This window comes from Adlercreutzia equolifaciens DSM 19450 (genome assembly GCF_000478885.1).
Taxonomy (GTDB): domain Bacteria; phylum Actinomycetota; class Coriobacteriia; order Coriobacteriales; family Eggerthellaceae; genus Adlercreutzia; species Adlercreutzia equolifaciens.
Map to the genome: position 1 here is coordinate 114,293 of NC_022567.1, position 9,424 is coordinate 123,716.

At 61.0% G+C, this 9,424-nt stretch carries 10 protein-coding genes and 1 tRNA gene; 6 read left to right on the plus strand and 5 right to left on the minus strand.

Annotated features, from left to right (window positions below; translation table 11 throughout):
* Nucleotides 1-112: 112 nt before the first annotated feature.
* Nucleotides 113-235: a hypothetical protein gene (locus AEQU_RS13005; RefSeq protein WP_255346938.1), complete on the minus strand. Its 123-nt coding sequence runs from the start codon at nt 233-235 to the stop codon at nt 113-115.
* On the opposite strand from AEQU_RS13005, the gene AEQU_RS12830 reads away from it, so the two are divergent.
* The 3 genes from AEQU_RS12830 (at nt 177) to AEQU_RS00425 (ending at nt 1,807) form a co-directional block, all read left to right on the plus strand.
* Nucleotides 177-326 (plus strand): hypothetical protein, encoded by a 150-nt coding sequence (locus AEQU_RS12830; protein WP_227791079.1) that lies wholly within the window; start codon nt 177-179, stop codon nt 324-326. The two genes, AEQU_RS13005 and AEQU_RS12830, sit on opposite strands and share 59 nt — an antisense overlap.
* Entirely contained in the window at nt 283-1,653 is a 1,371-nt protein-coding gene (locus tag AEQU_RS00420) for a tyrosine-type recombinase/integrase (RefSeq protein WP_009305493.1), read from the plus strand. The genes AEQU_RS12830 and AEQU_RS00420 overlap by 44 nt, the downstream gene beginning before the upstream one ends.
* An 80-nt stretch (nt 1,654-1,733) precedes the next feature.
* A tRNA-Gly gene (locus AEQU_RS00425) sits at nt 1,734-1,807 on the plus strand.
* Nucleotides 1,808-2,150: 343 nt separating this feature from the next.
* On the opposite strand, the gene AEQU_RS00430 is transcribed toward AEQU_RS00425, so the two are convergent.
* Entirely contained in the window at nt 2,151-2,465 is a 315-nt protein-coding gene (locus AEQU_RS00430) for an MATE family efflux transporter (RefSeq protein WP_022738158.1), read from the minus strand.
* A 252-nt stretch (nt 2,466-2,717) separates the two neighbouring features.
* On the opposite strand from AEQU_RS00430, the gene AEQU_RS00435 reads away from it, so the two are divergent.
* Nucleotides 2,718-3,455 carry a nitroreductase family protein gene (locus AEQU_RS00435; RefSeq protein WP_022738162.1) on the plus strand — a complete coding sequence of 246 codons (738 nt, stop codon included), beginning with the start codon at nt 2,718-2,720 and terminating at the stop codon, nt 3,453-3,455.
* A 51-nt stretch (nt 3,456-3,506) separates the two neighbouring features.
* On the opposite strand, the gene AEQU_RS00440 is transcribed toward AEQU_RS00435, so the two are convergent.
* A complete protein-coding gene (locus AEQU_RS00440; protein ID WP_022738166.1) occupies nt 3,507-4,964 on the minus strand; it encodes an aldehyde dehydrogenase family protein in 1,458 nt (485 codons plus the stop codon).
* 24 nt (nt 4,965-4,988) lie between these two features.
* The gene (locus AEQU_RS00445) at nt 4,989-5,768 is read right to left on the minus strand and encodes an SDR family NAD(P)-dependent oxidoreductase (protein ID WP_022738169.1); all 780 of its coding nucleotides are present in this window, start codon (nt 5,766-5,768) and stop codon (nt 4,989-4,991) included.
* A 123-nt stretch (nt 5,769-5,891) separates the two neighbouring features.
* Here AEQU_RS00445 and AEQU_RS00450 point away from each other — a divergent pair, with 123 nt between their 5' ends.
* Nucleotides 5,892-6,578 carry an HAD family hydrolase gene (locus AEQU_RS00450; protein ID WP_022738172.1) on the plus strand — a complete coding sequence of 229 codons (687 nt, stop codon included), beginning with the start codon at nt 5,892-5,894 and terminating at the stop codon, nt 6,576-6,578.
* A gap of 5 nt (nt 6,579-6,583) precedes the next feature.
* Nucleotides 6,584-7,042, plus strand: a complete 459-nt coding sequence (locus AEQU_RS00455) for a VanZ family protein (protein ID WP_041714267.1) — start codon at nt 6,584-6,586, stop codon at nt 7,040-7,042.
* Between the two features lie 273 nt (nt 7,043-7,315).
* Here AEQU_RS00455 and galE read toward each other — a convergent pair whose 3' ends face one another.
* A complete protein-coding gene (gene galE, locus AEQU_RS00460) occupies nt 7,316-8,533 on the minus strand; it encodes a UDP-glucose 4-epimerase GalE (RefSeq protein ID WP_041714269.1) in 1,218 nt (405 codons plus the stop codon).
* Between the last annotated feature and the right edge of the window lie 891 nt (nt 8,534-9,424).

Sequence of the window (9,424 nt, forward strand, 5' to 3'; positions counted from 1 at the left end):
GCTCTGCCGAAATGGCTCATTATGAGCGTCGCGCGGAGGCGGCGTTTGACGACGAGGCGCTTTGCGGGGCCGACCCTGGCGGGCTGTTCCTGCCCGCGCTCGAACCGTACCCCTACATGATGACCCCCTGCCAGATAGCCGAGTTCACGGGCCTCACGTCGCAGGGCGTGAGGAAGCTGTTGGCGGCGGGCGAGATGCGCGGGGTCAAGTTCGGGTCGAAGTGGCTGGTTCCCAAGCTCTGCCTCCTACGCTATCTGAACAGGCGCGAAGATGGAGGAGAGAATGACGAAGACGCTCAAATGCGACAAGCCCGTGGATCTCGATGAGGCGAGGAAGGCGAAGGGGCTTCCCCGCAGGAAGCGCGACGACCCGAAAGCGACCGCCTACGAACTGCGCATCAGGGTGCCCGCCGAGTTCCAGGGGGTCATGGGGCGCAAGAAGCTGTCGCGGACGGTGTTCGCCCGCAACAAGCGCGAAGAACTCAGGGCGCGCATCGCCGAGTTCGAGGAAGATGCCAACAGAATGCTTGAAGATAGGACGACGGGGGTGGGCATTGGGGCGCAAGACGTTTCACCGCTGAGTCCCGCAACGCCTTTCGGAGAGTACGTTGAGCGTTACATTGCGCTCCGCAGCAATGGGGCCATAGGAAGGCAAACCCTAGCCAACGAGCGGCGATACGCCGAGTACCTGCGTGAGGTAATAGGGCTTATCCCCCTTCGCGATTTGACGGCGATGGACGTGGAGCGATGCCTGCTTCAGGTGCCCGAGATTTCGCGGCGGTGGGCAAACGAGCGCGTGGAGGAATGGAAAAGGAAACGCGAGCAGGCGGTGCGCGAGGGGAATCGACGGAAGAAGAAGCCGCTCGGCTCCCCGCGCGTTGCCGGGCCCGATATGCAGCACAAAATCCTCAAATTCTGCCGCGAGATCCTCAACGACGCGCTGGATAGGGAGCTCGTGCAGAAGAACGTGGCGAAGGCGCGCTTCCTCTCCAAGAACTTCAAGAAGAGCCGCCCGCTCATCGACCCTCTCATGGAGGAGGATGCGGCGCGGTTCCTCCACGAAGTGAAGGCGCTTCCCCTGTCGCCTTTCAAGGTGGCGTGCCTCGCCCTTTTCTCCAGCGGGATGCGCCCCGAGGAAGCACTCGCTTTGAAGATGGGCGGCGTCAACGTCGGCGGCGTCCCTTCGGCGAGAATCACCGGGTCGCTCGAACACGGGACGGCGGAAATCGTTGAGTATACGAAGTCCGATTCGTCGTACCGCACGGTTCCTATCGACGATTACACCTCCCGCGAGATAGGCAGATGGATAGAGGAGAAGAGCAGACGCCTGCGCGCCATGGGCATCAGGCCCGGCCCAAGCACGCCTCTCGTGGGAGAACTTGACAAGCCCCTCACCTACAACGTGCTCAAGAAGCAGTGGCAAAGGTTCGTGGAGAAGGTGGGGTTCGAGGGCGTGCGCCCCTACGCGCTGCGGCATACGTTCGCCACCATCAACCTCGCTCGCGGCGAGAACATCAAGACCATCTCCGTCATCCTCGGACACGCGTCGCCGTCCTATACGCTCGACCTCTATGTGGGCTACATCCCCTCGACAAGCAGGGAGCTATCCAACAGGTACGTCTCACGGCTCGAATCGCTGCCGCAGGCCGCATAGTTTTGGAACTTTTGTATTCCGCTGCGTTTTGCTTGGGATGCGTTATAATTCAAGCGCTGCGTTTAGTCAGCGAATGAATTGCGGGCGTCGCCAAGTGGTAAGGCCCAGGCTTCCCAAGCCTGTACCGCGGGTTCGAGTCCCGTCGCCCGCTCCAGCAATCAACGAAGGGCATCGGCGTTTGTCGGTGCCCTTCGATTTTTCTCTTGCAGATGTCCAGTTTTGAAAACAGTTGAAATTTGACGAACTTTTTGACGAACTTCTCGCCATGCGCTAAACTCTAAAAGCGATTTTGCAGGTGACGAGCGGTTTTCTCGGAAATGGAGCTCGGGATGGAAATAGCTTCCCAAGCTTGTATTCGCGGGTTCGAGTCCCGTCGCCCGCTCCATGAACTTCCCGACCCTGCCTTCCGGCGGGGTCGTTCGTTTTTTGGGACGCGGATATTGTTTCGAGAGCGAAAGACCGCTGCTTGGCGTGAGTCAGGGGGACGGCCCTCTGACTCACTGATGCGCGGGCGAGTTCCTTCTCGCCCATAGCCGGAGGTATGCGAAGCCGATGATGGCGGGCAGAACTGGCGCCGCTGCCTGCGCTGTATAGGTTCCGACGAATCCGCAGCCCAAGGGAGCCGACAGGAGCAAGGCTAGCCCCATTCTCATGATGAAGGCGTCGATGAGGGAGTTCGCAAGGGCCAGCTTCGGCGCGCCCGATGCCAGGGCAAACGAATCGAGGGCGTACATCGACGCGTAGAAGATCCCGTTGACGCTGCAGGTGATGCGAAGATAGAGGACTGCCGCCTGATCTGTTGATGCTGACATGGAAAGCCTTTCGATGGGGGGGTGAAAACAAAAAGAGAACGGACGCCTGCCCGTTCTCGTGCCCATCGTCCATGTGCGCAAGCCGAAACAACCCATGGCGGGTTTTCACGGTCGACGATTTTTCAGGGTCTGCTCCGGTCCCACTGGGATTGGCCCTAGTTTTATCTGGGTATCCTCTAAGTCGTCCCCTGCGTTTTTGGCGCATCTTGCTTGTGCTATGCTGAGCGTGGCAACTTCGCTGAAAGGATTTCCATGGCCGCTCTGCAACCCGATCCTTGTGCGCTCCTTCCCTTTTCCGCCGGACAGCTCACGCCGATGCAGGCGATCGAGGCGCGCCATGCTGTGCGCAGCTATACCGACGAGCCCCTCGCGCCCGAGGCGGTGGAGGTGTTGCAGAAGGCCATCGCCCCGGTGAACGAGGAAGCGAACCTGAATATTCAGCTCGTACTTGACGAGCCGCGGGCTTTCACTGGCTTTAAGGCGCGGCTTGTGAACTTCACAAACGTGCGCAACTACCTGGCGCTTGTGGGGCCTGAATGCAAGGAACTCGACGGTATCGTCGGCTACTATGGCGAGCAGCTGGTGCTGCTGGCCCAGTCGCTCGGGCTGAACAGCTGCTGGGTCGGGGGCACCTACAAGGTGGTGAACCGCGCTTACAATGTGGATCTGGGCCAGAAGCTGGCCGCCGTGGTAGCGCTCGGATATGGGGCCACGCAGGGGGTGCCGCATCGGTCGAAGGCGCCCCAGGATGTGGCCCCGGGCTACGACGGGGCGCCGGAATGGTTCAAGCGCGGGGTGGACGCGGCCTTGCTTGCTCCCACGGCCTTAAACCAGCAGAAGTTCTCCTTCTCGCTTGACGGCGAAGAGAACGACGTGCCGGTGGTGCGCGCATCCACCAAGCGCGGCGCGTTCACCCAGATGGACCTCGGCATCGCCCAGTGCCACTTCGAGATAGGCGCCGGGGACGCCCTTTATCGCTGGGCCGAGTAGTAGGCGTTAGGAGTCAGGAGAACCGGCCTCCTTGGCTCCGCTTCCCAGGGCCTACTTCCCTGGCATGACCAGCTTCAGCAGGCGCATCTTCGTCTCGTTGAAGGGTGGGTTGCGAATGCCGGTCTCGATGAGGGTCGATTTCTTCATGGTTGACTTGTAGTGGGTGAACGCGTCGAAGCCCACCTTGCCGTGGTAGGCGCCGATGCCGGAGTTCTGCACGCCGCCGAAGCCCATCCGATTGCTGCTCGCGTGAATGACCACGTCGTTGATGGTGGCCCCGCCGCAGCGCACCGCATCCAGGATGCGCCGCTGGAACCGGCGGCTGTTCGAGAAGATATAGCAGGCCAGTGGATGCTTGATCGATCGCACGATGTCCAGGGCTTCGTCCAGGTCGCGCCAGGTGATGACGGGCAGCGCCGGGCCGAAGATCTCCTGACTCATGAGCGGGTCGTCGATGCGCACGCCCGTCACTACGGTTGGTTCAATCTGCAGTGTCGTGGGGTTGCGCCGGCCGCCGAAGGCGATACGGGTGCCCTGGGGGCGATCGTCGATGAGCTGGCACACCATGTCGAAGTGCTTCTGGTTGATCATGTGCGGGTAGTTGGGGCTGGCCAGCACGTCCTCGCCGTAGTACTCGTGAATCCACCGCTGCAATTCTTCCACGAACTCGTCGGCCACATCCTCGTGCACAAGCGCGTAGTCGGGCCCCACGCAGGTCTGGCCCGAGTTCAGGCACTTGCCCCAGGCGATGCGCTGGGCGGCGCGACGGATGTCGGCATCGGCGGCGATGAACACGGGGCTCTTGCCGCCGAGCTCCAGGGTGACGCTCGTCAGGTTCTGGGCCGCCGCTGTCATGATTTCCTTGCCGACGCGCGGGCTGCCGGTGAACATGATCTTGTCGAATTCCACCTGCAACAGCCAGTCGTTCATGTCGTTTGATCCGTGCCAGCAGTACACGTAGCGCGGATCGAACAGTTCGCGGCACATATCGCGCAGAAACTGCGACGTGTGCGGCGAGGTCTTCGACGGCTTCATGGCCACGCAGTTGCCCGCGCCGATGGCGTCCACTAGCGGAATGAGCGTCAGCTGCAGCGGGTAGTTCCACGGCGAGAGCACGGCGGCCACACCGAAGGGGTAGGGGTACACCGTGGACGAAGAAGGGAAGTGCGCAAGTGGCGTAGGCACGTGCCGCGGCCGCGCCCATTGACGCAGCTTCCGCAGGTAAAGGCGAATCTCGTCGTAAACGAGCCCCAACTCGGTGGCGTACGACTCGAAGGCGGATTTTCCCAGGTCGGCGTGGAGGGCATCCAAGGCTTCCTGCTCGTGGGCAAGCAAGTAGGCTTGCAGCCGGCGCAGCTGGCGCAGGCGGAAATCCACGGGTAAGGTGGCGCCGGTTTCGAAGAAGGCCTCCATCTCGTTGATCTGGTTCTGCACGTCGGCCATGGAGGTGGCAACGCCGTAGTTGTTGGGGATGGGGGTCGTGGAAGGCGTGGAAGAGGTATCGTTCATGAGGGGGTTCCTTTCGAGGGAAAGTTACAACCGGCGCAGCACGTCCCAGCCGGCCATGGTGATGCAAGAGGGAACGACCTTGCCGATGAGGCGCAGCGCCGCCGACTGAGGGCTCGCGCAGGCCACAGCGAAATGGGCCTTGTTCGCGCAAAGCGCGCGGCGCACCACTTCCTGCGGCGTTTGCTCGCCGAGGAGGTGCCCCACGTCGTGGCCGCCGCCGGAGGTGCGCGCCACCTTCTCGAAGCCGGTCTTCACCCAGGTGGGGCACAGCGCCGTGGCGGTGATGCCCGTGCCGTGCAGCTCCCAGCGAAGGGCGCGCGTGTAATGCAGCACGAATGACTTAGTGGCGGCGTACACATTCATATGGGGCAAGGGCGTGAAAGCAGCGGCGGAGGCCACCTGGATGATGCGGCTGCCCCGTTCCATATAAGGCAGCGTCGCACGAGTCATATCCACCAGCCCGCGGCAGTTCAGGTCGATCATGGAATCCACCGCGGCATCGGAGATGGTCTGCCAATCGCCGAACTTGCCGAAGCCGGCCGCGTTCACCAAGAACGTGACGCGGGGGTCTTCCGCGGAAAGCGTTGCGCGAATGTTCGCGATGTCGGTCTCGCTGGTGAGGTCGGCGGCTACCGCGCGGGAGGGCGTGTCCAGCTCGCCGGCCACTTCGGCCAGGGCCTTCTCGTTGCGCGCAACAAGCCACAGCTCGTCGGCCACCTGCTGCGCATCTAGCTGTCGCGCGAACTCGCGCCCCAGCCCGGAGGACGCGCCCGTGATGATGGCTACTCGTTTCGAAGGATTCATGGAAAGTTTCTTTTCTGAACAACCGTGGGTTTAACCTAACAGTCAGAAGGCTGTTTCCGCACTGGAAGCGGGCAACCGTTACAATGATGTGGCTCTATAAAAGCTCGAAAGGACCAAAGCCTCATGGCTGCTGAAAAACCAACGCCGCCCTTCGACACGTTCGTGTTCGATGTGGACGGCACGCTGCTCGATACGCTTGACGACCTCGTCGTGCTCACTAACGACGCGCTCGCTGAATTCAATCTGCCCCCGCGCACCCGCGAGGAGATCAACTCCTATGTGGGCAACGGCGTGAAGGCGCTCATGTACCAGGCGGTTCCTGAAGGGACGCCCCAGGACGTGGCCGACGCCTGCCTCGCCCGCTGGAAGGAGAACTACGGCACCTATCCCAACGACCTGACGAAGCCCTACCCGGGCATCCCCGCCCTGCTAGCCGAGCTGCGTCGGCGCGGCTGCAAGCTGGGCGTGCTGTCGAACAAGTTCGATGGCGGCGTGCAGTTCATCATGAACAAGTGTCTCCCCGACGCTGTGGATGTGCAGCATGGGGAAGGCGGCCCGCAGAACTTCCCGCGCAAGCCCGACCCCACGGGCCTGCTTACCACCATTGAAGAGCTGGGAAGCACGCCGGCGCGCACGGTGTACATCGGCGACTCCCCGGGCGACATCCACGTGGCCCGCAACACCGGCTGCTATGCGGTCGGTGTGGACTGGGGCTATCACGACCCGGCCGATTTCGCCGCCGAAGGCTGGGAACCCGACCTGCTCGTGAGCGATCCGGAGCAGATTCTCGTTCTTGCTCCGGAAGTCTAGCGCCTGTGTCGCAGCGAGCCCACCTCATACTCTCCTGGGTTATCGTCGCCCTGTGGGCGGGCGTGATCTTTTTCATGTCCGCCCATACTGGCAACGATTTCGACGGCAGTGGCCCCTTGGCCGCAATCAAGCGTTGGCTTGTGGGCCTCGTCGCTCCCATTTTCGGCCCCGACACCGACATCGTGAACGTGGCAGCTCACTTTACCGAGTACCTGATATTCGGTGTGCTGCTCGTTGTGGCCGCGCGGCGCACCTGGCCCGCGCAGGGCTGGGGAAAGCTCGCTCTCGTCGCTGTCGCCCTCGCCAGTCTTTACGCCGTGACCGACGAGTTCCACCAGTCCTTCGTCCCCGGCCGCATGTGCGACCCCGCCGACTGGCTCACCGATACGCTGGGGGCTGCATTAGGAGCTGGCACTGCTGTTCTTGCGCTTGAAAAGATGTTGGCAAAGAGGCAAATGGGTTGATCGGGCGAGGCAAGCGGCGGGATCAGAGAGTGAAAGTCTCCGGCAGATCTGGAGGGCGATTTCGGGCGGAAATTTCGACTTGTTAGGCATGTGCATAGGTTCAAGTACGCACCGAATTGCTATGTATAATGTAATTCATGTATTAATATGCGAATCGAATACGATCATCTAATTCGCACTATTATTGAGCGCCTGGCAAACTCTAACAAGTCGAAATTATTGTCCTCGCAAAGCGCTAGTTCTGCGAGAAATGGGCACGAGAAGCTCCTGCGCCTATTCCGCGTCCCCGTAGCCGTCGGGGTTCTGGGACTGCCAGCGCCAGCCGTCCTCGCACATGCGGGCCATGTCGTATTCGGCCGTCCAGCCCAGCTCGTCGCGGGCCTTCGTGGCGTCGGCGTAGCACTCCGCGATGTCGCCGGGGCGCCGGGCCATGATGCGGTAGGGAATCTCGTGACCGCACGCAGCCTCGAAGGCGTGAATCACGTCGAGTACCGACGAGCCCTTCCCCGTGCCCAGGTTGAAAATGCCCACGCCCCGGCGCGTTCCGTCTTCCGCCGGCTCGCCAGCCACCGAGCCCACGCCGATCGGCTCGCCGGTGCCCACGCGCCCGGCCATCCAATCGAGCGCCGCCACATGGCCGCGGGCCAAGTCCACCACGTGAATGTAGTCGCGCACGCCGGTGCCGTCAGGGGTGGGGTAGTCGTCGCCGAACACACCGACCTGCTCCAGCTTGCCCACGGCCACCTGAGCCACATAGGGCAGCAGGTTGTTCGGGATGCCCTTCGGATCCTCGCCGATGCGACCGGACTCATGGGCGCCGATGGGATTGAAGTAGCGCAGCAGCACGACGTTCCACTCGTTGTCGCCCGTGTACAGGTCGGAAAGGATCTGCTCGAGCATCGATTTGGTCCAGCCGTAGGGGTTGGTGGCGTCGTGCTTCGGGCAGCTTTCGGTGATGGGCACGAACTCCGGCTCGCCGTACACCGTGGCGCTCGACGAGAACACGATGTTCTTGCAGCCGTGCTCGCGAGCAACTTCGCACAGAACCAGGGTGCCGGCGATGTTGTTCCAGTAGTACTCGAGCGGCTTGGCCACCGACTCGCCTACGGCCTTGAAGCCGGCGAAGTGGATAATGACGTCCACGGCGTGCATGGTGAAAATGGTCTCCAGGGCCGCGCGATCCAGGATGTTCGCCTCGTAGAAGGTGAGAGAGGGCCCCGGCGCAACCTCGCGTACCGCAGCGCCGGCCACAGCTGCGACGGCCTCGGCCTCTTCCTCGTTGGGCAGGTCGGCAAACACGGGAGCCACGCCGGTGATTTCGCCCACGCGCCGCACGGCCTCGCGACTGGAATTGCTCAGGTCGTCCACGATGACAACCTGGTAGTTGCGCTCCAGCAGTTCCACGACCGTGTGGCTGCCGATGAACCCAGCGCCTCCCGTTACCAGCACGCACGTGTTGTCAGGATCTTTCGCAAGCAGTGCATTCGCCATGAAGTCTTCTTTCTCGAGCGACGGGCAGAAAGTGGTTCTGCGATTTTTCGCGAAAGCCCGCAGGAAGAGACCGCGCGATTTCGCGAAAACCCGCAATGCAATACGCAAGACGAAAACTTGCCTTGCTATAGTAGCAGGTTGTCTGAGTTGCTGCAGTGGTCAAGGGAAAGCGCCCTGCACCGAGGGGCTATTAGTCAATTCTAATAGCCGATCGCCCTTTTGACGTGGTGTTTTGCGATATACCTGGAGGGCGTTTTCACGAGTATTACTTTTTTGGTAATACAGAGAAGCGGCCCTGTCAAGTGAGGGAAGGTGCGCTAAAGAGGGCCAAATACCCTCTTATAAGAGTGTCATTACCATCTCATGTAGTATAGGGCGGTGCTTGAGATTCGCGGAGGAATATAAGGGGAAACTCAAGGAAACCCCTGCGTAAGTTACGTAAGCAAATTGAGCCAATCGGTGGAAAACGTTACCTAATAGTGGGAAAAACACCTTGTCAATTGTTGACTTTCCGTTGATAATGAAGGATGCGTAAAACTGCACTGTTGGTGACCTGCGCCCAAAATGTAGCTTTAAATTCACAAAGGTCACAAAAACAGGGCAACGTACTCATCAATGGCATGAGTGGAAACTATCTCGGAATCAGGGCCGAGATTGTGGCATAGAACGTAAGGATGGTCATATGTTTAAACATATTGATCGAGGCGCGAAAAAGGCTGACGGGGGGGGGTGTGTCCCTCTATGGAGCGCTTCTCGGCTGAGGAAACGTTCTCGGCTGAGGATGCTTTGGTACCCCCTGCTTCTCCCCAGCCGGAACATGGTAGTGCTGTCGGAACGTCTGTAATATCCGGGCGCACCCGTCAACTGACACCTTTCGGCAAGGTCATTGCG